The organism is Bradyrhizobium manausense (assembly GCF_001440035.1).
Taxonomy (GTDB): Bacteria; Pseudomonadota; Alphaproteobacteria; order Rhizobiales; family Xanthobacteraceae; genus Bradyrhizobium; species Bradyrhizobium manausense.
This window is the reverse complement of record NZ_LJYG01000054.1, coordinates 17,420-41,452: the sequence shown is the minus strand read 5'-3', so window position 1 is coordinate 41,452 and position 24,033 is coordinate 17,420. Positions and strand designations below refer to the sequence as shown.

Here is a 24,033-nt window from a genome sequence, read left to right as displayed (position 1 = left end):
CAAGCCCGGCCATGACGATGTGGAAAGATCGCGCTTCATCTCACGCCGTGTGTGCCTTGTAAGCGGCTTCATCCATCAGGCCGCCGAGTTCGCTCTTGTCGGCAATCTTCATCTTGAAGAACCACGCCTTGGTCTGCGCGTCCGAGTTCACCAGCGCGGGTTCGGCGGCGAGCGCGTCGTTGGTCTCGACCACCTCGCCCGAGATCGGCGCGTAGACGTCGGAGGCGGCCTTGACCGATTCCACGACGGCGGCGGCTTCCGCCTTCTTCAGGCTGCGGCCGACCTTGGGCAATTCGACGAACACGACGTCGCCGAGCTGGGACTGCGCGTAATCGGTGATGCCGACGGTGGCGACATCGCCGTCGATCGCGAGCCATTCATGGTCGGAGGTGTACAGCGTCGTGGTCATTGTCTTAGTCCTCAGCGTTTGTAGGTGTTTTTCACGAAGGGCATGGCGGCGACGGCGAGGGGGAGGCGTTGCCCGCGCACTTCCGCAAAGAGCTTTGTGTCGAGCGCGCTCAGACGCGTGGGCACGTAGCCCATCGCAACAGGCGCGTTCAGGCTCGGGCCGAAGCCGCCCGAAGTGACCCTTCCAATCGGCTCGCCACCTTCGCTACCGGCAAACAACAGTGCGCCCTCGCGCACGGGCGCGCGGCCCTCGGTCCGCAGGCCGACCCGGCGGCGGGATGCGCCGTGATCGAAATGTGCAAGGATCTTTTCAGCGCCGGGAAAGCCGCCGGCGCGCGCGCCGCCGCTGCGGCGGCTCTTCTGCACCGACCATTCCAGCGCGGCTTCGACCGGCGTCGTCGCAGTGTCGATGTCGTGGCCGTAGAGGCAGAGCCCGGCTTCCAGCCGCAAGCTGTCGCGGGCGCCAAGGCCGATCGGCATCACATCGGGGTTTTCGAGCAGCGTTTTGGTGAGGTGCCCGGCATCCGCCGCAGGCACTGAAATCTCGAACCCGTCCTCGCCGGTGTAGCCGGAGCGCGAGACGAAACAGGCGAGGCCGGCGACAATATGCGGGCCGGCATCCATGAACTTCATGGCCGGCGCTGCTGCACATGATTTCGTCAGCGCCGACTCCGCCTTCGGGCCCTGCAACGCAATCAGCGCGCGATCGGCCAGCGAATCGACGACACAGGTGTCGGAGAGATGCGCGCGCAGATGCGCCTCGTCCTCGGCCTTGCAGGCGGCGTTGACCACCAGGAACAAATGGTCGCCGAAATTGGCGACCATGAGATCATCGAGAATGCCGCCGTCCGCATTGGTGAACTGGGCGTAGCGCTGGCGGCCAGGTGCGATCGCCACGATGTCCTGCGGCACCAGCCGCTCCAGCGCGCGGGCGGCGTCCTCGACCTTGCCCGACTTTGGCCGGAGGGCGATCTGGCCCATATGGGAGACGTCGAACAGGCCGGCGGAATTGCGGGTATGGAGGTGCTCTTTCAGCACCCCCGCGGGGTACTGCACGGGCATGTCATAGCCCGCAAACGGCACCATCTTGCCGCCAAGGGACAGGTGCAGGTCGTAAAGAGGGGTACGTTTCAGGGAGTCTTTGTCGTCACGCACGGACATCACGGGGGCCCTCGGCGGTTCCCCGGGGACGATTCCCCGGGACAAACCAGTCGAAGCCCCATCTGTCGCTGTGCCTGAGAGTATTATCCCGTCGGCGGACGCTATCCGGGTCCTAAGCCCGCCAGCGTCTCTTTCCAGATGTCGTCAAAGCCACGCGGTCCTTTTGCCTGAGAGTTTCCGGGGCGGTTGCTCCTTCGGCGCCGGCACCCAATGCCGGTCTCTCCCGACGTGGCCGTACGATATAGATGGGTAAAGACCACAGGCCAGCCAAGCCTGTCAACGCAGGAGTATCGGCTTTCAACGGGATTGCAGGGGGATGACGCGACTGCGGCAACCCTCTGATCTCTCTGCACAGTTTCTGGACAGGAAAGCTGGCCTTGTCTAAAAGCGCTTTGGCCCGCAGATATCAGCCCAAATCGCCAGGTTTGGATGGCAAATTGGCGGGTCCTAAAGCGCGCCGAGAGTCATCGCGCTTTAGCTCCTTGTTTGAGCATGATCTTTCCGGAAAACCGCTTCACACTTTTCCGGATCATGCTCCAGCACACCCGATTGGATGAACATGAGCGGCGTCAACGAGATCAGGTCGACCTTTCTGAACTTCTTTGCCGAGAACGGCCACGAGATCGTGTCGTCCTCGCCATTGGTGCCGCGCAACGATCCGACGTTGATGTTCACCAATGCCGGCATGGTGCAGTTCAAGAACGTCTTCACCGGCGTCGAGAAGCGGCCTTACCAGCGCGCCACCACGTCGCAGAAATGCGTGCGCGCCGGCGGCAAGCACAACGACCTCGACAATGTCGGCTATACCGCACGCCATCTCACCTTCTTCGAGATGCTCGGCAATTTCTCGTTCGGCGACTATTTCAAGGAGCGCGCGATCGAGCTGGCCTGGAAGCTCATCACCAAGGATTTGGGCCTGAAGAAGGACAAGCTGCTCGTCACCGTCTACCACACCGACGACGAGGCGCACGGGCTGTGGAAGAAGATCGCCGGCTTCTCCGACGACCGCATCATCCGCATCCCGACCTCGGACAATTTCTGGGCGATGGGCGACACCGGCCCCTGCGGCCCGTGCTCGGAAATCTTCATCGACCGCGGCGACCATATCTGGGGCGGCCCTCCCGGTTCGCCGGAAGAGGATGGCGACCGCTTCCTCGAATTCTGGAACCTGGTGTTCATGCAATATGAACAGGTGACGAAGGAGGAGCGCGTGAATCTGCCGCGCCCCTCGATCGACACCGGTATGGGCCTGGAGCGCATGGCCTGCATCCTGCAGGGCGTCGACAGCGTGTTCGAGACCGATTTGTTCCGCCATCTGATCGACGCGACGTCGTCGGCGCTGGGCAGCGGGCCGACCGAGCAGAACGCGGCCTCGTTCCGCGTCATCGCCGACCATTTGCGCTCTTCGGCCTTCCTGGTCGCGGATGGCGTGCTGCCTTCCAATGAAGGCCGCGGCTATGTGCTGCGCCGGATCATGCGCCGCGCCATGCGCCATGCGCAGCTGCTCGGGGCGAAAGAGCCGCTGATGCATCGCCTGGTCTGGGCGCTGGTGCGCGAGATGGGCCAGGCCTATCCTGATCTGATGCGCGCCGAGAATTTGATCGAGGAAACGCTGCGGCTGGAAGAGACGCGCTTCCGCAAGACTCTTTCGCGCGGCTTGGCGATTCTCGACGAGAAGAGCGCGTCCCTGAAGAAGGGCGACATGTTCGACGGCGACGTCGCCTTCACGCTGTACGACACCTATGGCTTCCCGCTCGACCTGACCCAGGACGCGCTGAAGTCGCGCGGCATCGGCGTCGACCAGGCCGCGTTCACCGACGCGATGGAGCGGCAGAAGGCCAAGGCGCGCGAGTCCTGGAAGGGATCGGGCGAGGCGGCGAGCGAGGCGATCTGGTTCCCGCTGCGCGAGAAGCTCGGGGCGACCGAATTTCTGGGTTACGAGACCGAGAGCGCTGAAGGCGTGGTCTCGGCGCTGGTGAAGGACGGGCAGGAGGTCGAAAGCCTCAAGGCCGGCGAGCAAGGGGCCATCGTGCTGAACCAGACGCCGTTCTACGCGGAATCGGGCGGCCAGGTCGGCGACACCGGCGTGCTCACGGGCGAGGGCGGGATCAAATTCCGCGTCACCGACACGCAGAAGAAGCTCGGCGATTTCTTCGTGCATGTCGGCACGGTGGAGGGCGGCGAGCTGAAGGTCGGCACGGCGCTGCAGCTCGAGGTGGATCATGCGAGGCGCTCGTCGATCCGCGCGCATCACTCGGCGACGCATCTCATTCACGAGGCGCTGCGCCAGGTGCTGGGCGATCATATCGCCCAGCGCGGCTCGATGGTCGCGCCTGACAGGCTGCGCTTCGACTTCGTGCATCCGAAGCCGATCACGGCCGAAGAGCTTGCCCGCGTCGAGGACATCGCCAACGACGTGGTGCTGGAGAATGACGAGGTCACGACGCGCGTGATGGGCGTGGATGAGGCCCGCGAGGCCGGGGCGCGTGCGCTGTTCGGCGAGAAGTATGGCGACGAGGTGCGCGTCGTCTCGATGGGCAAGACCGCGCGCGAGCGCGGCGCCAATGCGCTCGGCTGGTCGGTCGAGCTCTGCGGCGGCACCCATGTGCGGCGCACCGGCGATATCGGCCTGATCACGCTGACCGGCGAGAGCGCGGTCGCCTCCGGTGTGCGCCGCATCGAGGCGCTGACCGGCAATTACGCCCGCAAGCATGCCAACGACACCATGGCGCTGGCGAAGACCGCGGCGAATGAGCTGCGCACCTCGCTCGACGACGTTCCGGCGCGCATCACCGCGCTGATGGAGGAGCGCAAGAAGCTCGAGCGCGAGCTGTCCGATGCCCGCAAGAAGCTGGCGATGGGCGGCGGCGCGGCGGCCGGTGGCGGCGCAGCCTCCGGCGTGCGTGAGGTCGGTGGTGTCAAGCTGATGGCGCGCGCGGTCGAGGGCATCGAGATGAAGGATCTCAAGAGCCTCGCCGATGAGGCCAAGAAGCAGATCGGTTCCGGCGTGGTCGCCATCGTCGGCGTCACCGAGGACGGCAAGGCGGGGGTCGTGGTCGGCGTCACTGCCGATCTCACCGCGCGCTTCAACGCGGTGAACCTCGTGCGCGTCGCCTCCGAGGCGCTCGGCGGCAAGGGCGGCGGCGGCCGTCCCGACATGGCGCAAGCCGGCGGCCCCGACGGCGCCAAGACGACCGAGGCGCTCGCGGCGATCGAAAAAGCGATGGGGGCTGCGTGAAGCCATGCGCCTCGTTCCGCGAGGACGTGGGCTTCGCGATCCGAACCTAAGGGATCGCCTCTACGAATTGCTGGAGCACGATCCCTTGGCCTACTCGGTCGGGTCGCGCTTCATCCAGCTCGTCATCAGCGTCATCGTGCTCGACGTGGTCGCGATGATCCTCGCCTCGGTGCCGGAGCTGGACGCGCGGTACGGCACGCTCTTTTCGGCGATCAAGATTCTGGCCGTGATCGTGTTCGCGCTGGAATATGCGGCGCGGCTGTGGACGGTCGCGGGCCACACGCCGCGAAAGGGCTCGGCGCTGTCAGACCGGCTCGGCTACGCCTTCTCGGCGCTCGGCATCATCGACCTCATGGCGTTCCTGCCCGCTGCAATCGTGCTGGTGATGGGGCGCCACGCGACGCTGGCCGCGCTTGGCGTGCTGCCGTTCTTCAAGCTGATCCGGTATTCGCCGGCGATGCGCTCGCTGCTCGCGGCTGTGCATGCCGAGCGGCGCGCGCTGATAGGCTGCGTCGTCATCCTGATCGGCGTGGTGCTGACCTTCGCCTCGCTGCTTTATGCCATCGAGCGCGACGTGCAGCCGACCAAGCTCGGCACCATTCCGGATGCGATGTGGTGGGCGATCGTGACGCTCGGCACCGTCGGCTATGGCGACGTCGTGCCGGTGACTGCGCTTGGAAAATTTATCTCGGTGTTCGCGATCATCTCGGGTTTTGCCATGATCGCGCTGCCGGTCGCGATCATCTCGACCGCCTTTGCCGAAGAGGTGAAGCGGCGCGACTTCGTCGTCACCTGGGGCATGCTGGCGCGGGTGCCGCTGTTCTCGCATCTGTCGGCCGCCGAGATCGCCGATATCATGCGGCTCTTGCGCGCCCGCACCATCGAGCAGGGCGAGATATTGGTGCGACGGGGGGATCCCGCCTCGTCGATGTATTTCATCACCGCGGGCGAGGTCGAGATCACGCTGCCGAACCAGCATGTCAGGCTCGCCGACGGCACCTTCTTCGGCGAGATCGCGCTGCTGCACAAAACAAAACGCAGCGGCACGGTGACCGCGACGCGCAAGACGCGGCTGCTGGTGCTGGACGCGCAGCATTTTCACGCCCTGATCGAGCGCATGCCGACGCTCGCCGCCCATGTCCACACCACCGCGAAAGCGCGGCTCGAGGAGACCGGCGATCTCGCCGCGACGGAGCTGGCGCAGGCCGAGCGCGAGGGGACCGACCGCTGAGCGGTCAGCCTTTCTTCAGGAAAATGTAGTCGGCCGAGTAGGGCGCGCTTCTGAACTCGCCGGCCTTGTCGCAGGTCCCGTCGAGCTTGCCGCCATGGGTGTTGATGCGCTGGACTGTCGTCACCGGCGTCAGCGCGCCGGTGCCGCGGCGGGAGGCGATCTCCAGCTTCAGCCAGGGGATATCGGCAGCCGTCGCGCCCGGCGCGTTGCCGATGGCCTTGCCGGCCACGGCGCTGCCGTCGGCGAGCTCCCAGTTCGGGCCGGCATAGTGGCGGCCGATGGTCTTGCCCTCGGAGAGCAGTGTCGCGACCGGCTCGCGGAAGGTCCAGGCGAGCTTGCCGTCGGTGCCCGGCTTGCACTCATAGACCTGCGCGCCTTCGGCGTGGACGCTGAGCACGACGGTTTCACCGGGAGCGGCGATGGCATCTGGCAGCGTCTCCGCGGCGGCCGGCCCGGCCATGGCGAGCAGCAGGCAGGGGACGGCGAAATTGGTGATCGACATGAGAGACCTCCGCACGATGGTGTCAAAACGAATGGGCCGCGCCTGCGCGCGGCCCATCATGATGTCTAACCCCGATCGGGCGAAAAAATGCGGTTGGCAGCTTACGCCGCGAGCGCCTTCACCAGATTGTCAGCGACCTTGTCGAGGAAGCCGGTGGTCGAGAGCCAGCGCTGGTCGGCGCCGACCAGCAGCGCGAGGTCCTTGGTCATGTAGCCTTCCTCGACGGTGTCGACGCAGACCTTCTCCAGCGTCGAAGCGAACTTCGCCAGCTCGGGGTTGTTGTCGAGCTTGGCGCGGTGGGCGAGGCCGCGCGTCCAGGCGAAGATCGACGCGATCGAGTTGGTCGAGGTCTCCTTGCCCTTCTGGTGCTCGCGGTAGTGGCGGGTGACGGTGCCGTGGGCGGCTTCGGCCTCGACGGTCTTGCCGTCCGGGGTGAGCAGCACCGAGGTCATCAGACCGAGCGAGCCGTAGCCCTGCGCGACCGTGTCGGACTGCACGTCGCCGTCGTAGTTCTTACAGGCCCAGACATAGCCGCCGGACCATTTCAGCGCCGAGGCCACCATGTCGTCGATCAGGCGGTGCTCATACGTCAGGCCCTTGGCGTCGAACTCCTTCTTGAACTCCTTGTCGAAGATCTCCTGGAAGATGTCCTTGAAGCGGCCGTCATAGACCTTGAGAATGGTGTTCTTGGTCGACAGGTACACCGGATAGCCGCGCAACAGGCCATAGTTGAACGAGGCGCGGGCGAAGTCGATGATGCTGTCGTCGAGGTTGTACATCTCCATGGCGACGCCGGCGCCCGGAGCCTTGAACACCTCCTTCTCGATCACGGTGCCGTCCTCGCCGACGAACTTCAGCGAGAGCGTGCCCTTGCCGGGGAATTTGATGTCGGTGGCGCGGTACTGGTCGCCATAGGCGTGGCGGCCGATGATGATCGGCTTGGTCCAGCCCGGAACCAGGCGCGGCACGTTCTTGCAGATGATCGGCTCGCGGAAGATCACGCCGCCGAGGATGTTGCGGATGGTGCCGTTCGGCGACTTCCACATCTGCTTGAGGCCAAACTCCTTCACCCGGGCCTCGTCAGGGGTGATGGTGGCGCACTTGACGCCGACGCCGACCTTCTTGATCGCCTCGGCGGCGTCGATGGTCACCTGATCGTTGGTCTTGTCGCGGTACTCCATGCCCAGGTCGAAATAGAGCAGCTCGACATCCAGGAACGGGTTGATCAGCTTGTCCTTGATGTACTGCCAGATGATCCGGGTCATCTCGTCGCCATCGAGCTCGACGACGGGATTGGATACCTTGATTTTTGCCATGATCGGGAAAGCCCTCTTGGGAACGGCGCCATTGGCGCCAAATTGAATATCCGCCGCCTCTTAGCACCTGGCAGCAGCGGGCGAAAGCCAAGTGATTATGCACTTTTAGCTCACCCAGCTTCCATAGATGGGGAGCGGGGCCCCGGGGCGGGGTGTGGTTTCAGGCGAGATTCAAAAGTCGATTCCAAGCCGTTATTTCCCTTGAGAATTTTGTCAGGACAGGCAAACGACAGGCGGGCAGCGCCGGCCGGCCAAGACCGACTCGAAAAGGCCGGCCTTGAATCAATTCCTAAGCGGGCCTTGCCAAGGCCTTGAGACAGTTGTGAAAGCAAAGCCAGATGTCGGGGACTGACAAGAGCAAGACACCCCTTTCCCTCGACGGCCCCATCGTCATCCTGGTCGAGCCGCAGCTGGGTGAAAACATCGGCATGGCCGCGCGCGCCATGGGCAATTTCGCGCTGGGCGCCTTGCGCATCGTCAACCCACGTGACGGCTGGCCCAACATCGCGGCGCAGCGGGCGGCTGCCGGCGCCGACCACATTTTGCAGAAGGTCGAACTGTTCGACACCGTCGAGCAGGCGGTCGCGGACCTCGACCTCTTGTTCGCCACCACCGCGCGCCCCCACGACCAGGCCAAGCCCGTGGTCGGGCCGGAGGCGGCAGCCAGCGAGATCGCCGGGCATGTCGCGACCGGCGGCAAAGCCGGTATCCTGTTCGGCCGCGAACGCTGGGGGCTGACCAACGAGGAGGTCGGGCTCTCCAACCGCATCATCACCTTCCCGGTCAATCCGGGCTTTGCCTCGCTCAATCTCGCCCAGGCGGTGCTGCTGGTCGGCTATGAATGGTTCAAGCTGATGACGGCGGGCGAGCTGCCGCACGCCATGCCCGAGCGCTCCGAGCGCGCCTCGCAGCACCAGATCAACGCCTTCTTCGACAATCTCGTGCGCGAGCTCGACAAGGTCGAATTCCTGCGCCCGGCCGAGAAGCGCGACACCATGCTGGTGAACCTGCGCAACATCTTCACCCGCATGGAGCCGACCAAGCAGGACATGCACACGCTGCACGGTGTCGTGATGGCGATCGCGGAAGGGCGCAAGGGCCCGGCCAAGGGCGGCGTGCTCGACGGCGAGCAGGCGACGCGCCTGCGCGCGCTGCTCGCCGAGCACGGCCAGGCCGGCGGCGCGCCCGACAGCGGCTCGACCGTGCGCGGCCTTGCACGCCTGCTCCGGCGCAACCCGACCGATGCGGAGCGACTGCTCTGGCACGCCCTGACCCGCGACCGCCGCTTCGCAGGCCAGTTCAAGCGCCAGACGCCAGTCGGCCGCCACATCCCCGATTTCGTCTCCTTCCCGCACCGGATCGCAATCGAGCTGATCAACCCGGGCGAGGGCGAGACGATAGCGGCGGACCGCGCATCGCGGCGGGCGTGGCTGGAGGCGCGCGATTATCGGGTGCTGGAGATCCGGGCCGCGGATGTGGAGCGGGATCTGGAGACGGAGCTGGTGCGGCTGCAGGGGATGGTCGAGCAGAGCGCGTAGGCTGGGCAAGGTCTCGGAGGGTGGGCAAAGCGAAAGCGTGCCCACGGCTTCCATCCATCATTGAGAGATCGTGGGCACGGCGCAAGGGCGCCTTTGCCCACCCTACGAGACCTCCCTTGTAGCGAGGGTAACGATCTGCGCCAAAAGAAAGGCACAGATTACGGCCGCCAATCCGACCTACGTTCGACGAGCGAAGGCGGAAGCGATGACTCGCGACGTTTCGCCTACAGCTTGCAATCGGTCGGTCGCCAATGCTACGGTTCGTAACATTGCGCGTCGTCATCCAGCGGTTGTGGCGGCGAGCGGAAGAAAGAATGCGTCATGTCCAGTCGATCTGTCCAAAGCGACACGAGCATCGCAACCCTCATCCCCGGGCTCGACGCGCTGGCCGCGGAGGCGATGGCGGAGTGGCAGGTGCCGGCGGTGACGCTCGCCGTCGTGCAGGACGGCGAGACGGTGCTGCTCAGGGCATGGGGCCAGCGCGACGTCGAGTCCGGGCTGCCCGCGACGCCGGAGACGCAGTTCCTGATCTGCTCGATCACCAAGACGTTCACCGCCACGGCGCTGGCGCTGCTGGTGGACGAGGGACGGCTCGACTGGATCAAGCCGGTCCGCGACGTCATTCCCGAATTCCGCCTGCATGACGCGATCGCGACCGAGCGCGTCACCGTGCGCGATCTGCTCAGCCATCATTCCGGCCTGCCCCGCCACGACTGGATTTGGATTCCAGCCGATCTCTCACGCAACGAGATGATGACGGCGCTGCGTTACCTCGAACCGGCCCGGGACATCCGCACCGAATTTCAATACAACAATCTCGCCTACAATGTCGCCGGCCTTGTCGTCGAGCGCATCAGTGGTCAGAGCTATGAAGATTTCATCCGCACCCGGCTGACCGACAAATTGCGGATGCCGGTCGGCTTTTCGGCCGAGGAGCACGCCGCTGCCACCGACGCCGCCGTTCCCTATCTGGTGGAACGCGGCGACGTGCGCTCGCGCAGCAAATTCTTTCCCATCACCACGACGGGCGCCGGCGCCATCGTCACCTCGGTTGCCGCCCTTGCCAACTGGATGAAATTCTTGCTGGCCGAAGGCGAGTTCGCCGGCGAGCGCCTGCTGTCGTCCACGCGGGTCCGGGAGATGCAATCGCCGCTCGTCTTCGCAAGCGCTGCTGAGTGGGAGGAGTTCGGCCATTCGCATTACGGGCTGGGCTTCAACAACACCACCTACCGCGGCGAGCGCGTGGTCGGACATTCCGGCGGCTGGCTCGGCTGGAGCACGCTGATGCGCCTCATGCCGGCACAAAACACCGGCGTCGCCGTCTTCACCAACACCGGCGCCAACCCGGTGTCCAGCATCCTGATCAACCGCGTTCACGATCATCTTGCCGGCAACGAACCCGTGCCGTGGCTGGACCGCCTGCGCGACATGCGCCGCAAGGCGCTGGCGCAGCAGAAAAGCGACGAGGCGGCGAAGCCCACGGCGAGCAAGCCGAACACGAAGCCCAGCCATGATCTCGCGGATTTTTGCGGCGCCTATGAGCACCCGGCCTATGGCCGGGTGGTCATCACCCAAGACGGCGACGGCCTGCATTGGGCCTGGCGCGGCACCAAGGCGAAGCTTGTGCACCGGCATTACGATTCGTTCCAGCTGCCTTACGTTTTCGGAGAGCTCAATCCGGACGATCTCGTGATTAGCTTTGCAACCGACCGCGACGGCAACATTGCTAGCCTCTCGGCCCAACTCGAGGCGCTCGTGCCGGATATCGTCTTCACGCGCGCCGCCGCCGGCGAATGTATCGACCCTGTGTTCCGGTCGGCCTGCGTCGGCGAATATATTCGCGGCGATCAGACCCACGTGGTCACCGAGGATGCCGAGGGCGAGCTGACGCTGAAAATTCCGTTCGTGCCGCTCTACCGGTTGCGGCCCTACCAGGGCGCGACGTTCGGCATCGTCCAGCTCGACGGCTATCGCACCGAATTCCGCCGCGGCCCGTCCGGTGCGATCGAGGAACTCGTGTACCACCAGCCGAACGGCACCTTCATCGCGAAGCGCAGCCCGTAGGGCGGATGAGTTAGCTGGCGGTTCGCAGGGTGGATTAGCCGAAGGCGTAATCCACCATGCTTCAACGAATGCGGGGACGACGTTGGTGGATTACGCCCCGCAGATGCGCATCGCGCATCTGCGGGGCTAATCCACCTTACGAACGCGCCGTCACTTCCCCGGACGAGGCGCGATGCCCAGCGCCTTGATCCGCGAGGCCAGCGTGGTCGGCTTGATGTCCAGCATCTCGGCTGCGCCGCCGGGGCCGAACACTTTTCCAGCGCAGGCCTCTAGCGCGGCCAGAATGTTGGCGCGCTCGTGGTCGCGCATTTCGGATGATGTCATGACGGCCGGCCGTGCCTCGGCCTTCTGGCGCGCGGTGCCGGTCGCAGCTTGTGTGCCCGAGGCATCAGGCAAATCGATGCGCAGGCGGCCGTTCTGCGACAGGATCGCGGCGCGCTCGATCACGTTCTGCAATTCGCGGACATTGCCGGGCCAGTCGTAGCGGGCGAGCCGCCGCGCATCGCCCTCCGACAGGCGCAAATTCGACTTCAGCGCTTTGCCCTCGCGGTTGAGAAAATGCTGGGCGAGCAGCGGAATGTCCTCGCGCCGTTCGCGCAACGGCACCGTCTCGATCGGGAACACGTTGAGACGGAAATAGAGGTCCTCGCGGAAACGGCCGCGCTGGACCTCCTGCTTGAGATCGCGGTTGGTCGCGGCGATGACACGGACGTCGACCGTGCGCGTGCGCTCCTGCCCGACGCGCTCGAAATTTCCCTCCTGCAACACCCGCAGCAGCTTGCTCTGCAATTCCAGCGGGATCTCGCCGACCTCGTCGAGGAACAGCGTGCCGCCATCGGCAAGCTCGAAGCGGCCGATGCGGTCGCGCGTCGCGCCAGTGAAGGCGCCGCGGACATGGCCGAAGAACTCGCTCTCGAACAATTCGCGCGGGATCGCCGCACAGTTGACGCGGATCAGCGGCCGGTCGCTGCGCGTGGAATCCTCATGGATGGCGCGTGCGATCAGCTCCTTGCCGGTGCCGGACTCGCCGGTGATCATCACCGCGGCCGTGGTCGGTGCCACCAGCTTGACCTGGCGCAGCGTCTTCTGGATCGCCTCGCTTTGACCGATGATGCCGCGCGGATTGGTCTCGATGCGGATTTCCTCCTGGAGATAGGCGTTCTCCAGCTCCAGCCGTTCGCGCAGGCGATCCACTTCGGTGAGCGCGGCGTGCAGCTTCTCGTCGGCCTCGCGGCGCTGGCTGACATCGCGAAACACCACAACCGCCCCGACCACGACGCCGCGGTCGCGAATGGGCGTCGAGGTGTATTCGACCCAGGCGGGCGAGCCGTCCTTGCGCCAGAACACCTCGCCGTCGACCTGGTGCACGGCACCGTCGCGGAACGCCGCATAGATCGGGCAATCATGGTTGTGATAGTGCCGACCGTCGTGATGGGTGTGGTGGACGATCGGATGGATCTCCTTGCCGACCAGCTCCTCGGCCGTCCAGCCCAGCATCCGCTCGGCCGCGGGGTTCACGAAGGTGGTCTTGCCTTCGGCATTGACGCCATAGATGCCTTCGCCGGCGGCGCGCAGGATCAGCTGGTTCTCGCGCTCGATGTCCTGGAACACGCGCTCGACCCGCTGCCAGGTGGCGATCCCGCTGCGCATGTGATCTTCGGCGGCGCCATCGACATTGCGGCGGCGGCGCGCTTCGAGATCGGTCAGCGTCAGCAGCAGCAGCGTGCGGCCGTCATGGGGCAGCAGGCAGCCGGCATATTCTAGCCTGAGCGTTTGCCCGGTGGCATGGCGCGGGGTGAGCGACGTGGTCCAATAAGCGCCCTTGTGAAGCACGGCCTGGGTGAACACGGTGAGGGCCGGAAGCTCGCCGGCGTGGAGGGTGCTGGCCCTGGTCTGTCGCAGCAGCGCGCGGTCATAGCCGAGCAGGGCGCAGGCGGCCGGATTGGCATCGATGATCTCATCGCCATAGGGATCGACCAGCAGCGTGGCTTCGACCGAAGATTCGAAGGCTGCGACGCGTGGGTCGATGGCTGGAGCCACATCATCGTGGGCGAGCATTGGCGTCGTTGCCATTGCGAAATCTCGTAATTGTACTACGAAATCTCGTTTATCACGAGTTTTCGTATTGACCAAGTCAGGGGAAAACCGCTGCGTTATCAAGGTGCTGGCCGCTGCCGAGGGCATGGCATGCTCCTTGCTGAACTCTTGCTCGCAATGATGCGCAGGAGGTCCGATGTCCATTTTCGACAACCCGTTTGATCCCGATCGCAAGCTTCGGGCCGGTTGCGCCTGTGGCCAGCATCGTTCCGCGGCAGAGCACGAGCAGGCGGCAGCTTGCGACCCGGTCGAGAGCGAGGAGAAGCGCTACGAGGGTGTCGTTGCGTCTGCGGTGATGCGCGCGATGTTTCCGCAGGATGCGGCGCGGCGCGCCTTCCTGAAATCGGTCGGCGCCTCCACCGCGCTTGCCGCACTGTCGCAATTCTTCCCGCTGAAGACCGCAACGGAGGTGTTCGCCGACACCGGTGCGCCCGAGAAGAAGGACCTCAAGGTCGGCTTCATCCCGATCACCTGCGCCACGCCCATCATCATGGCGGCGCCGCTCGGCTTCTATTCAAAGCACGGTCTCAACGTCGAGGTGGTCAAGACCGCCGGCTGGGCCGTGATCCGCGACAAGACCATCAACAAGGAATACGACGCAGCACACATGCTGGCGCCGATGCCGATTGCGATCTCGCTCGGCCTTGGTGCCAACGCCATTCCCTTTGCCGTGCCCGCGATCGAGAACATCAACGGGCAGGGCATCGTGCTCGCGACCAAGCACAAGGACAAGCGCGACCCGAAGGATTGGAAGGGGCTGAAGTTCGCGATCCCCTTCGACTATTCCATGCACAATTACCTGTTGCGCTATTATCTCGCCGAGCACGGGCTCGATCCTGATACCGACGTGCAACTTCGCTCGGTGCCGCCGCCGGAGATGGTCGCCAACCTCCGCGCCGACAACATCGACGGCTTCCTCGCGCCCGACAATGTCTGCCAGCGCGCAATCTATGACGGCGTCGGCTTCATGCATTTGCTGTCGAAGGAGATCTGGGACGGCCATCCCTGCTGCAGCTTTGCCGCCAGCCGCGAGTTCATCACGACGGCGCCGAACAGCTTTGCGGCGCTGACGCGCGCCATCGTCGATGCCACCGCTTACGCGTCGAAGGCGGAGAACCGCAAGCAGATCGCCGAAGCCATCGCACCCGCCAACTACATCAACGCGCCGGTGACGGTGCTGGAACAGGTGCTGACCGGCACCTATGCCGACGGTCTCGGCGGGGTGAAGACCGACGCAAAGCGCGTCGATTTCGATCCTTTCCCCTGGCAGTCCTTCGCGGTGTGGATGCTGACGCAGATGAAGCGCTGGGGCCAGATCAAGGGCGATGTCGACTACAAGGCGGTGGCCGAGCAGGTGTATCTGGCGACAGACACCAAGAAGCTGATGACCGAGATGGGGCTTACTCCGCCGGGGAGCAGCTACAAATCGTTCGCGGTGATGGGCAAGAATTTCGATCCGGAAAAGCCGGAGGATTACGTCGCGAGCTTCAAGATCAGGAAGGCATCGTGATCATGCGCACTAGGCCGGGACGACGTGGGGAGAGGGCTTGCACGATGACATCCTCCCTCCGCCTCCGCGCCGGCCTCGTCTCGATCGCGCTGCTGGCTGCGTTCCTCGGCATCTGGTACCTCGCCACACGATCGACGGCATCCGTTGCAACCATGAGCCCTGAATACGCCAAGCTGATGGGCCTGACGGCGACACAAGGAAAGTCGGCGATGCCCGGCCCGCTCGACGTCGGCGCCAAGCTGTGGGAGCACCTCAAGCGGCCGTTTTACGACAACGGGCCGAACGACAAGGGGCTCGGCATCCAACTCGCCTATTCCATCGCGCGCGTCGGTACCGGCTACCTGATGGCGGTGCTCGTCGCCATTCCGCTCGGATTCCTGATCGGCATGTCGCCACTGCTGAGCCGGGCACTCGACCCGTTCATCCAGGTGCTGAAGCCGATCTCGCCGCTCGCCTGGATGCCGCTTGCGCTCTACACCATCAAGGATTCCTCGATCTCCGCGATCTTCGTCATCTTCATCTGCTCGATCTGGCCGATGCTGCTCAACACCGTCTTCGGTGTCGCGAGCGTGCGCAAGGAATGGATCAACGTGGCGCGCACGCTGGAGGTCGGCACCATCAGGCGGGCCTTCACGGTGATCCTGCCGGCGGCGGCGCCGACCATCCTGACCGGCATGCGCATCTCGATCGGCATTGCCTGGCTCGTCATTGTCGCCGCCGAGATGCTCGTCGGCGGCACCGGCATCGGTTACTTCGTCTGGAACGAGTGGAACAATCTCTCGATCACCAACGTGATCATCGCGATCCTCTTGATCGGAATCGTCGGCATGCTGCTCGATCAGATCCTCGCGCGCTTCACGCGCATGGTTACGTTTCCGGAGTAGGCCGTGACCGACAAATTCATCTCCATCGAAGGAATCGCGAAGCGCTATCCAGGCTCGGGCGGTGCCACGACGACGATCTTCGAAAATCTCTGGCTGTCGATGGCGCGCGGCGAGTTCGCTTGCGTGATCGGCCATTCCGGCTGCGGCAAGACCACGGTGCTCAACATCCTCGCCGGCCTGGATGCGCCGAGCGAAGGTGCCGTCATCGTCGATGGGCAGGCGATATCGGGCACCAGCCTCGACCGCGCCGTGATCTTCCAGAGCCACGCGCTGCTGCCGTGGCGGACCGTGCTCGGCAACGTCGCCTATGCCGTGAGCTCGAAATGGCGGAGCTGGGACCGCGCCAAGGTCAAGACGCATACCCAGACCTTTATCGATCTCGTCGGCCTGACGGGTTCGGAACACAAGCGACCGTCCGAACTCTCCGGCGGCATGAAGCAGCGCGTCGGCATCGCGCGAGCGCTGTCGATCACGCCGAAGATGATGCTGATGGACGAGCCGTTCTCGGCGCTCGATGCGCTGACGCGCGGCACGCTCCAGGACGAGGTGCGGCGGATTTGCCTTCAGACCGGGCAGACCGCATTCATGATCACCCACGACGTCGACGAGGCGATCTATCTCGCCGACAAGATTTTCCTGATGACCAATGGCCCGGGTGCAATGCTGGCAGAGGTCGTCGAGAACCCGTTGCCGAGGGATCGCGCCCGCACCGACCTGCACCGCCATCCGCTCTATTACGCGCTGCGCAACCACATCATCGATTTCCTGGTGACGCGCAGTAAGACCTTTGTGGCCGAGCAGCCTGATCACGATCCGCGCAACGTGCCGACCGTGCACATCGGCAAGCCCGGACTGACGATCGCCTCGGGCAGTGAAGAGCAGCAACGACAGATCCGGACACCCGGGACCAATCCCGGATTGAGCGCCTAACAAGGAGACCGACATGAAACGCGAAGACCTCACCGAAAAACTGCTCGACATCAAGCGCGAGAAGGGCTGGAGCTGGAAGCACATCTGCGAGAAGATCGGCGGCTATTCCGAGGTGCTGATCGTCGGCGCGATCATGGGCCAGATGAAATTGACCAAGCCGCAGGCCGCGAACGCCGGCGAGCTGTTCGGCCTGTCGAAGGCCGAGATCGCGATGCTCAACGAGGTGCCGATGCGCGGCACCGGCACGCCGATGCCGCCGACCGATCCCTTGATCTACCGCTTCTACGAGATGGTGATGGTGAATGGTCCGGCCTGGAAGGCGTTGATCGAGGAAGAGTTCGGCGATGGCATCATGTCGGCGATCGATTTCGACATGGGCATCGAGCGCGTCGCCAACCCGAAGGGCGATCGCGTCAAGATCACGATGTCAGGCAAGTTCCTGCCGTACAAATATTACGGCGCCAGCGGCAACGTGCCGGAGTACGGGTTCAAGGAGGGTTGAGGGGGCGAGTGGCGAATTGCGAGTGGACTCCAACCATTCGCTACTCGCTACTCACCATTCGCTAGAGAATCGCACCCGGCGTGTACTTGGCGGCTTCAGGTTTCGCCTTGGCCAGCGCGTCGACCTGCTCGGCGAAATAATCGACCTGGGCGCCGGCGTCGCCGGAATTGGCGCGGCCGTGCTCGAGCACGCGGGCGAGCTCGGCTTCGCTGAGGCCGAGGCGCTGGTCGGCGGCGAGACGCTTGAGCAGATCGTTCTGCACGACCTTGCCGGTGCGCAGGTCTCTGATGGCCGCGACCGCGTGCTCCTTGATCGCCTCATGCGCGCCTTCGCGGCCCGCGCCCTTCTTCACCGCTTCCATCATCACGGTGGTGGTGAGGAGGAAGGGCAGATAGCGGTTGAGCTCGGTGGCGACGACGGCGTCGAAAATTTCCATCTGGTCGAGCACCGAGAGCAGGGTCTCGAGCAGGCCGTCCATGGCCAGGAACGCATCCGGCAGCATGACGCGGCGGACCACCGAGCAGGAGACGTCGCCTTCGTTCCACTGGTCGCCGGCGAGCCCTGCGGCCATCGCGAGATAGCCCTTCAGCACCACATGCAGGCCGTTGATGCGCTCGCAGGAGCGGCTGTTCATCTTGTGCGGCATCGCGGACGAGCCGACCTGGCCCTTGGCAAAGCCTTCGCTGGCGAGCTCATGGCCCGCCATCAGGCGCAGCGTCTTGGCGAAATTGCCGGGACCGCTGGCAAGCTCGGTCAACACGCTGACGGCGCGGAAGTCGAGGCTGCGCGGATAGACCTGGCCGACTGCGTCAAAACTCCTGGGCAGGCCGAGATGGACGAGAATGCGCTGCTCGAGCGCGCGCGCCTTGCCGGCGTCGCCGTTGAACAAAGTGATCTGGTCGAGCCTGGTGCCGACGGCGCCCTTCAGGCCGCGCGCGGGATAGCTGTCGAGCACGCTGACGAGGCTCCGATGCGCCACCAGCATTTCCTCGCCGAACATGGCGATGCGCTTGCCGAGCGTGGTGACCTGTGCGGCGACGTTGTGCGTGCGCGCCGTGAACGGCATGTCGCGGAATTGCTTGGCGTGCTTGGCAAAGCGAATGAGGGCGGCGATGCTCTTGGTCTCGATCAGCTGGAGCCCGCGATAGACCTGGAGCTGCTCGACGTTCTCGGTGAGGTCGCGGCTGGTCATGCCCTTGTGCAGGTGCTCGTGACCGGCGAGATCGCAGAACTCCTCGATCCGGGCCTTGACGTCGTGGCGGGTGATGCGCTCGCGCCGCATGATGGAGTCGAGGTCGACCTGGTCCTTGACGCGCTCATAAGCCTCGATCACGCCATCTGGCACCGGGATACCAAGGTCGCGCTGGCCTTTCAGCACGGCGATCCAGTAGTCGCGTTCGAGGCGGACCTTGCCTTCGCCGCTCCAGATGGCGCGCATGGCAGGCGAGGCGTAGCGTTGGGCGAGGACGTTGGAGATGTGATCCTGAGACATGCCGCCCATTTGGCACCGCCGGGGGCCGGCTGCAAGCCCGGGAGGACCAGCAGCCCGCCGCTCGCTGTTAAGCTTACTTGCCGGCCTTCACTTCGGCCGCCGCGACCGCGACCAGATCGCTCATCCCGACGGGACGTCCTGCGCAAGATCATGGCCAATTTCGCCGCCCGGACCGTGGCCGTCACCCAGCCAGCGATTCGAGGCGGCCCTCGTTGCGAGGGGCCCTGCGCATGCCTAGATAAAGGGCAGGATCGGCGAAACAACGAGCCGTAAAGCCGCAGGCAAGGCGGTATAAGTCAGCGTCGGATGGGCCGGATCGATTGTGCTGAGACAGCCAATCGGATAGGTTGCCTGAAGGCTTGGTTCCCGTTCTGTTTCCTCGGGTTTTCCTTGGGTTATAGATGGGTTCCCAGCCGTTCACGGCAGCTCCGCTGTGGGTCGTAACCTGGTAACCGGAGCACACCAAATACATGGATTTCAACAAAACACGGTACATCCCAATGAGCCGTCGGCGTCGCATTTATGAAGGCAAGGCAAAGGTTCTTTACGAAGGTCCCGAGCCCGGTACCCTGATCCAGCACTTCAAGGACGACGCCACCGCGTTCAATGCCAAAAAGCATCAGGTGATCGAGGGCAAGGGTGTCCTCAACAACCGGATCTCGGAGTACCTGTTTCAGCACCTCAACGACATCGGGGTGCCGACCCACTTCATCCGCCGCCTCAACATGCGCGAGCAGTTGATTCGCGAGGTCGAGATCGTGCCGCTGGAAGTGGTGGTGCGGAACGTCGCCGCCGGCTCGCTGTCGCAGCGCCTCGGCATCGAGGAGGGCACCCAGCTGCCCCGTTCGATCATCGAGTTCTACTACAAGAACGACCAGCTCAACGACCCCATGGTGTCGGAAGAGCACATCACCGCGTTCGGCTGGGCCACGCCCCAGGAGATCGACGACATCATGGCGCTCGCCATTCGCGTCAACGATTTCCTCACCGGCCTTTTCCTCGGCATCGGCATCCGCCTCGTCGACTTCAAGATGGAGTGCGGGCGCCTGTTCGAGAACGAGATGATGCGCATCATCGTCGCCGACGAGATCTCGCCGGACAGCTGCCGCCTGTGGGACATCAAGTCGAACGAGAAGCTCGACAAGGACCGTTTCCGCAGGGATCTCGGCGGCCTGCTCGAGGCTTACACGGAAGTGGCAAAGCGCCTCGGCATTCTCATGGAGAACGAACGTCCGCAGGGCACGGGTCCCGTGCTGGTGAAGAGCTAAGAGGAATATCGACGTGAAGGCACGTGTTACCGTTACCCTGAAGACGGGCATCCTCGATCCGCAGGGCAAGGCCATCGAAGGCGCGCTGAAGTCGCTCGGCATCGACGGCGTCGCCAGCGTCCGCCAGGGCAAGGTGTTCGACATCGAGCTCGCCGGCGCCGACAAGGCCAAGGCCCAAGCAGCGCTGAAGGACGCCGCCGACAAGCTGCTGGCGAATACCGTGATCGAGAACTACCGCGTCGAGATCGTCTGAGTGATGCTGCACCCGTAGCCCGGATGCAGCGAAGCGAAATCCGGGGCTATCGGCGACGGAGCCCCCGGATTGCGCGGAGCCTGTCATCGGGCGGCGCTTCGCGCCGACCCGTTGGCTCCATCCGGGCTACCGGGCTACCAAGCTGCTCGCCTCACAGCCAGCCGACGCGGCGGAAGCGCCAGTACAGGCCGGCGCAGGCGAGCGCCATCAGCCCCATGACGACGAAGTAGCTGTACTCCCATTGCAGCTCGGGGATGTATTTGAAGTTCATCCCGTAGATGCCGGCGACGGCAGTGGGGACGGCGAGGATCGCAAGCCATGAGGCGAGCTTCTTCGACACCGCCGTCTCCTGCGCCTGGCCGACCAAAAGGCTCGCCTCGAACGCGAAGGCCAGCACCTCGCGCATGGAATCGATGCGCTCCTGGATGTTGCGGACGTGGTCGGTGACGTCGCGGAACAGCGGTTGCATGGCCTGCCGCACCATCGACAGCTCGTCATGCTCCAGCCGGCGGCAGACTTCGACCAAAGGCCCGATCGCGTTGCGAAGCCGCAAGAGGTCGCGGCGGAGCATGTACAGGCGCTCGATCTGCGCCTTGGTGATCGGCTTGGAGAGCACGTCGTCCTCGATGCCCTCGACCTCGTCGTGAATGCTCTCGAGCACGGGCGAGTAATTGTCGACGATGAAATCGAGGATCGCATAGAGGATGTAGTCCTCGCCGCGGGCGAGCGCCCGCGGACAGCTTTCGCAGCGCTCGCGCACCGGTGTGTAGGACGTCGAAGGGCCATGACGCACCGAGACCAGATAGCCTTCGCCGACGAAGATGTGGGTCTCGCCGAAGGCGATCCGGCCCTCGATCAGTTGCGCTGTGCGCGCGACGATGAATAGGGCCTCGCCATATTGCTCGATCTTCGGTCGCTGATGGGCGTGGTTGGCGTCTTCGATGGCGAGTTCGTGCAGGTCGAACTGCTTCTGCACGGCGGCAAGCAGCGCCATGTCGGGCTCGTGCAATCCGATCCAGACCACGTGGCCGGGCTTGGCCCGCCAGCTCGAGGCCTCGCTGATGGCGATATTGGCGACGCGCCTGCCGTCGACATAGGCGCCGGCAGCGACGACGCCCTCGGTGGGCACCGGTTGGGCAGCAGAGGTGGGCCGTGACGGGACATTCATGGCATCGATCCCGGGCAAATCGTTGGGCTCACCCGCCCTGGCTATGGCCTGTGTACAAGGCCATTGCGCAAGGCTAGCACTGGTAAAATTCCGGTCAAATGGCTATGTCTCCTGACGAATTGGCCGCCAGGCCACCGATTCCAGCCATCGTCGGAACCCGAAGCATGAAAGCCGCCATCCTCGTCTTCCCCGGCATCAACCGCGAGCGCGACATGGCGCGAGCGTTGAGGCTGATCTCGGGCCATGAGCCGGCGATGGTGTGGCATGCCGAGACCTCGCTGCCTGCGGGCACCGACCTCGTCGTCGTGCCAGGCGGCTTCTCCTACGGCGATTACTTGCGCTGTGGCGCGATCGCGGCGCGGGCGCCGGTGATGGATGCGGTGCGCGACTATGCGGCCAAGGGCGGCCTCGTGCTCGGCGTCTGCAACGGCTTCCAGATCCTCTGCGAGTCCGGCCTGCTGCCGGGCGTGCTGATGCGCAATGCGCGGCTGAAATTCATCTGCAAGGACGTGCATCTGCGCGTCGAGCGTTCCGACACGCCGTTTACGCGTGGCTACAATGCCGGCCAGGTCATCCGCGTGCCGGTCGCCCATGGCGAGGGCAATTACGAGGCGGATGAAGAGACCATCAAGCGCATCGAGGGCGAGGGGCGGGTGCTCTATCGTTACTGCTCGGCTGATGGCGTGGTCGACGAGGCCAACAACATCAACGGTGCGGCGCATTCCATTGCCGGCCTTCTCAACGACAAGGGCAACGTGCTCGGCATGATGCCGCATCCGGAAAACCACGTCGAAGACATCATGGGCTGCACCGACGGCCGCGGGCTGTTTGCAGGCCTCACGGCGCATCTGGAAAAGGCCGCGTGATTGCTGTGATGGTGAAGCGTGCGCTCGCCGCGATTGCGGCGCTCGCGCTCACGCCTGCGGCATTCGCGCAGGATTTTCCGAAGCGTCCGATCACGATGATCGTGCCGTTCGCGGCCGGCGGCACGTCGGACGTGATCGCGCGCACCGTCGCCGAGCAGATGAGCGTGGCGCTCGGCCAGTCCATCGTGATCGAGAATGTCGCGGGCGCCGGTGGCTCGACTGCGCTGGCGCGCGCCTCCCGCGCCGAGCCTGACGGCTACACCATTGCCATCGGCAATGCCGGCACGAATGCTGCGACCTACACGATCTATCCCAAGCTGCCGTTCACGCCCGAATCGTTCGCGCCGATCGCGATGGTGGCCAAGACCTTCGGCATCATCGCACTGCGCAAGGATTTCCCTGCGAAGGATTTGAAGGAGTTCATCGCCTACGCCAAGGCCAATCCGGGCAAGATCAATCTCGGCCATGCCGGGGTCGGTTCGTCGAACTACCTTATCTGCAAGAGTCTTGTCACGGCGGCGGGGATCGACGCGACGCTGGTCGGCTATCGCGGCGCTTCGCCCGCGCTGACGGACGCGATCGGCAGCCAGATCGACGGGGTCTGCGATGCGGCCGCCTCGGTGTCGCAGTCGATCAACGAGAAGCTGGTGAAGGGGCTCGTGGTCGGCTCGACGGTGCGGCTTGCCACGCTGTCCGATCTGCCGACGTCAGCTGAAGCGGGCCTGCCCGAATTCGAGGCGCAGGGCTGGAACGGCCTGTTCGCGCCCAAGGGCACGCCGCCTGATATCATCGCCAGGTTGAATGCGGCGGCGCGCACCGCGGTGGAAACCGAGGCGGTGAAGAAGCGCTTTGCGGACCTCTCGACCGTCGCACCTGACTCCGACGAGCACACCCCCGGGATGCTTCAGAGGCTCGTGACGCGCGACGTCGAGAAGTACCGCAAGATGCTGGCGGACGACGCCAAGCAATAGCAGTTCGCGCGAGCGCAGTTGCCGTTGCCGCCGGCACGGTCACCTCGGCGCTGCCGGCTTCCGCTTCACCCGCTTGATCGTGCCGGAGAAGGTGAACAGGCGGCGTTCCCCTGATATCATCTCCCCGCGCAGAAAGATCAGCGAGCCGCCGGCACGGGTGACCTCGCCGGTGCACTCGATCAGCTCGCCCTCATGGCCGGCATCGAGGAATTCGCAGGCGAAATTGACGGTCACGCCCTTGCCCTGGAGCGCGTGGCGGCCGATCGCGAACAGGCAGTAATCGGCGAACGCCATGAAGCAGCCGCCATGGACGTTCTGGGAGCCGTTGAGGTGCTTTTTCTCGACCCGGAAGGCGCAGCGGACCCGGCCGTCCGCCTCAAAGCGGTGCCAGAAGGGGCCGATATGATTCTCAAAGCTGTCGCGGATCCAGGTCTGCCAGCCCGCGAATTCGCCCTCGGTCGCGACATGGAGGTCGGGACGGTGGGGCGGGGGCGTTTTGGTCAATTCGTGCAAGGAAATGGGCCTTCAATTGCGGGTCTTTAGCCCTTAAATCCGATCCGTCCACGCCGTGCAATTGTTGTTCCCGCGACGCCCGCCCTCCAAAACGTGGGACAGCGGGAAAATGCGCCATAAA

20 protein-coding genes and 1 riboswitch are annotated in these 24,033 nt (G+C 64.6%); of the genes, 12 read left to right on the top strand and 8 right to left on the bottom strand.

The window, feature by feature from the left end; translation table 11 throughout:
- Positions 1–40: 40 nt before the first annotated feature.
- Positions 41–409, bottom strand: a complete 369-nt coding sequence (gene gcvH / locus AOQ71_RS14395) for a glycine cleavage system protein GcvH (RefSeq protein ID WP_057747343.1) — start codon at positions 407–409, stop codon at positions 41–43.
- Between the two features lie 11 nt (positions 410–420).
- The gene (gcvT, locus tag AOQ71_RS14390; protein WP_057747342.1) at positions 421–1,569 is read right to left on the bottom strand and encodes a glycine cleavage system aminomethyltransferase GcvT; all 1,149 of its coding nucleotides are present in this window, start codon (positions 1,567–1,569) and stop codon (positions 421–423) included.
- Positions 1,570–1,715: 146 nt separating this feature from the next.
- A riboswitch (glycine riboswitch) is annotated at positions 1,716–1,805 on the bottom strand.
- A gap of 323 nt (positions 1,806–2,128) precedes the next feature.
- On the opposite strand from gcvT, the gene alaS reads away from it, so the two are divergent.
- Positions 2,129–4,807 (top strand): alanine--tRNA ligase, encoded by a 2,679-nt coding sequence (alaS, locus tag AOQ71_RS14385; RefSeq protein WP_057747400.1) that lies wholly within the window; start codon positions 2,129–2,131, stop codon positions 4,805–4,807.
- 4 nt (positions 4,808–4,811) lie between these two features.
- Positions 4,812–6,038, top strand: coding sequence for a cyclic nucleotide-gated ion channel (locus AOQ71_RS14380; protein WP_057747341.1), 1,227 nt, complete (start codon positions 4,812–4,814; stop codon positions 6,036–6,038).
- Between the two features lie 4 nt (positions 6,039–6,042).
- Here AOQ71_RS14380 and AOQ71_RS14375 read toward each other — a convergent pair whose 3' ends face one another.
- Together AOQ71_RS14375 and AOQ71_RS14370 are read right to left on the bottom strand one after the other, a co-directional pair.
- Positions 6,043–6,540 carry a DUF3455 domain-containing protein gene (locus AOQ71_RS14375; RefSeq protein ID WP_057747399.1) on the bottom strand — a complete coding sequence of 166 codons (498 nt, stop codon included), beginning with the start codon at positions 6,538–6,540 and terminating at the stop codon, positions 6,043–6,045.
- Between the two features lie 101 nt (positions 6,541–6,641).
- Positions 6,642–7,856, bottom strand: coding sequence for an NADP-dependent isocitrate dehydrogenase (locus tag AOQ71_RS14370; RefSeq protein WP_057747340.1), 1,215 nt, complete (start codon positions 7,854–7,856; stop codon positions 6,642–6,644).
- 338 nt (positions 7,857–8,194) lie between these two features.
- Between AOQ71_RS14370 and AOQ71_RS14365 the strand changes: the two genes are divergently transcribed.
- Positions 8,195–9,394, top strand: a complete 1,200-nt coding sequence (locus AOQ71_RS14365) for a TrmJ/YjtD family RNA methyltransferase (protein WP_057747339.1) — start codon at positions 8,195–8,197, stop codon at positions 9,392–9,394.
- A 321-nt stretch (positions 9,395–9,715) separates the two neighbouring features.
- Positions 9,716–11,458 carry a serine hydrolase gene (locus AOQ71_RS14360; protein ID WP_057747338.1) on the top strand — a complete coding sequence of 581 codons (1,743 nt, stop codon included), beginning with the start codon at positions 9,716–9,718 and terminating at the stop codon, positions 11,456–11,458.
- Between the two features lie 150 nt (positions 11,459–11,608).
- Here AOQ71_RS14360 and AOQ71_RS14355 read toward each other — a convergent pair whose 3' ends face one another.
- Positions 11,609–13,531, bottom strand: a complete 1,923-nt coding sequence (locus AOQ71_RS14355; protein ID WP_057747337.1) for a sigma 54-interacting transcriptional regulator — start codon at positions 13,529–13,531, stop codon at positions 11,609–11,611.
- 160 nt (positions 13,532–13,691) lie between these two features.
- Between AOQ71_RS14355 and AOQ71_RS14350 the strand changes: the two genes are divergently transcribed.
- Genes AOQ71_RS14350 through cynS form a run of 4 tightly spaced genes read left to right on the top strand, consistent with a single transcriptional unit; the run spans position 13,692 to position 17,381 of the window.
- Positions 13,692–15,065, top strand: coding sequence for a CmpA/NrtA family ABC transporter substrate-binding protein (locus AOQ71_RS14350; protein ID WP_057747336.1), 1,374 nt, complete (start codon positions 13,692–13,694; stop codon positions 15,063–15,065).
- A 44-nt stretch (positions 15,066–15,109) separates the two neighbouring features.
- Positions 15,110–15,949: a nitrate ABC transporter permease gene (gene ntrB, locus AOQ71_RS14345; protein ID WP_057747335.1), complete on the top strand. Its 840-nt coding sequence runs from the start codon at positions 15,110–15,112 to the stop codon at positions 15,947–15,949.
- Positions 15,950–15,952: 3 nt separating this feature from the next.
- Positions 15,953–16,879: an ABC transporter ATP-binding protein gene (locus AOQ71_RS14340; RefSeq protein ID WP_057747334.1), complete on the top strand. Its 927-nt coding sequence runs from the start codon at positions 15,953–15,955 to the stop codon at positions 16,877–16,879.
- Between the two features lie 13 nt (positions 16,880–16,892).
- Positions 16,893–17,381, top strand: coding sequence for a cyanase (gene cynS, locus AOQ71_RS14335; protein ID WP_057747333.1), 489 nt, complete (start codon positions 16,893–16,895; stop codon positions 17,379–17,381).
- A 61-nt stretch (positions 17,382–17,442) separates the two neighbouring features.
- On the opposite strand, the gene purB is transcribed toward cynS, so the two are convergent.
- The gene (gene purB, locus AOQ71_RS14330; RefSeq protein WP_057747332.1) at positions 17,443–18,882 is read right to left on the bottom strand and encodes an adenylosuccinate lyase; all 1,440 of its coding nucleotides are present in this window, start codon (positions 18,880–18,882) and stop codon (positions 17,443–17,445) included.
- A gap of 491 nt (positions 18,883–19,373) precedes the next feature.
- On the opposite strand from purB, the gene purC reads away from it, so the two are divergent.
- Both purC and purS read left to right on the top strand, forming a co-directional pair.
- The gene (purC, locus tag AOQ71_RS14325) at positions 19,374–20,141 is read left to right on the top strand and encodes a phosphoribosylaminoimidazolesuccinocarboxamide synthase (RefSeq protein WP_172782948.1); all 768 of its coding nucleotides are present in this window, start codon (positions 19,374–19,376) and stop codon (positions 20,139–20,141) included.
- A gap of 13 nt (positions 20,142–20,154) precedes the next feature.
- Entirely contained in the window at positions 20,155–20,394 is a 240-nt protein-coding gene (gene purS / locus AOQ71_RS14320; protein ID WP_057747331.1) for a phosphoribosylformylglycinamidine synthase subunit PurS, read from the top strand.
- 151 nt (positions 20,395–20,545) lie between these two features.
- On the opposite strand, the gene AOQ71_RS14315 is transcribed toward purS, so the two are convergent.
- On the bottom strand, positions 20,546–21,562 hold the full coding sequence (locus tag AOQ71_RS14315; RefSeq protein ID WP_057747330.1) for a magnesium and cobalt transport protein CorA: 1,017 nt from the start codon (positions 21,560–21,562) through the stop codon (positions 20,546–20,548).
- A 164-nt stretch (positions 21,563–21,726) separates the two neighbouring features.
- Between AOQ71_RS14315 and purQ the strand changes: the two genes are divergently transcribed.
- Together purQ and AOQ71_RS14305 are read left to right on the top strand one after the other, a co-directional pair.
- On the top strand, positions 21,727–22,428 hold the full coding sequence (purQ, locus tag AOQ71_RS14310; RefSeq protein ID WP_057747329.1) for a phosphoribosylformylglycinamidine synthase subunit PurQ: 702 nt from the start codon (positions 21,727–21,729) through the stop codon (positions 22,426–22,428).
- Between the two features lie 8 nt (positions 22,429–22,436).
- Positions 22,437–23,399 (top strand): tripartite tricarboxylate transporter substrate binding protein BugD, encoded by a 963-nt coding sequence (locus AOQ71_RS14305; protein WP_430648621.1) that lies wholly within the window; start codon positions 22,437–22,439, stop codon positions 23,397–23,399.
- Positions 23,400–23,438: 39 nt separating this feature from the next.
- Here the strand turns inward: AOQ71_RS14305 and AOQ71_RS14300 are convergent, their stop codons facing one another.
- Positions 23,439–23,912, bottom strand: coding sequence for a PaaI family thioesterase (locus tag AOQ71_RS14300; protein WP_057747327.1), 474 nt, complete (start codon positions 23,910–23,912; stop codon positions 23,439–23,441).
- Between the last annotated feature and the right edge of the window lie 121 nt (positions 23,913–24,033).